The sequence below is a fragment of the Pseudomonas entomophila genome (assembly GCF_013523125.1).
In the GTDB taxonomy this organism is placed as follows: domain Bacteria; phylum Pseudomonadota; class Gammaproteobacteria; order Pseudomonadales; family Pseudomonadaceae; genus Aquipseudomonas; species Aquipseudomonas entomophila_B.
The window spans coordinates 1-285 of sequence record NZ_JAAMQJ010000127.1 but is presented as its reverse complement, the minus strand read 5'-3'; the positions used below and the strand labels follow the sequence as shown (position 1 = coordinate 285).

Sequence of the window (285 nt, the reverse complement as noted above, 5' to 3'; positions counted from 1 at the left end):
CGATGGCGACGTGAAAAGCTGACTGCGCTGCTCAGCCAGCAGGCCATTCAGCTGCACGAACAGCACTTCTCGGACTTCGCCTTTGACGACTTCGAGAGTTCGAGCAGTGGACTCGATCGCTTCGGACAGTGGGTTACTGACCAGCAACGCCTCCCCCGAGACCAGTTCAACGCATGCAGAATGACTCGAGGCTTCCAGGGCTGCATCGTGATGCGACTTGCCCATGATGACGCCTTCGAGCTGACCCACTGCCCGCTGAAAGGCGATCATTGCGCGCTCGAGTGC

At 59.3% G+C, this 285-nt stretch carries 1 protein-coding gene; it reads right to left on the bottom strand.

The genetic code is table 11. The features are described from left to right. Positions 1–270 (bottom strand): hypothetical protein (locus G7007_RS21935; RefSeq protein ID WP_181105203.1); only part of this gene is annotated, 270 nt, incomplete at its 3' end. Positions 271–285: the final 15 nt, after the last annotated feature.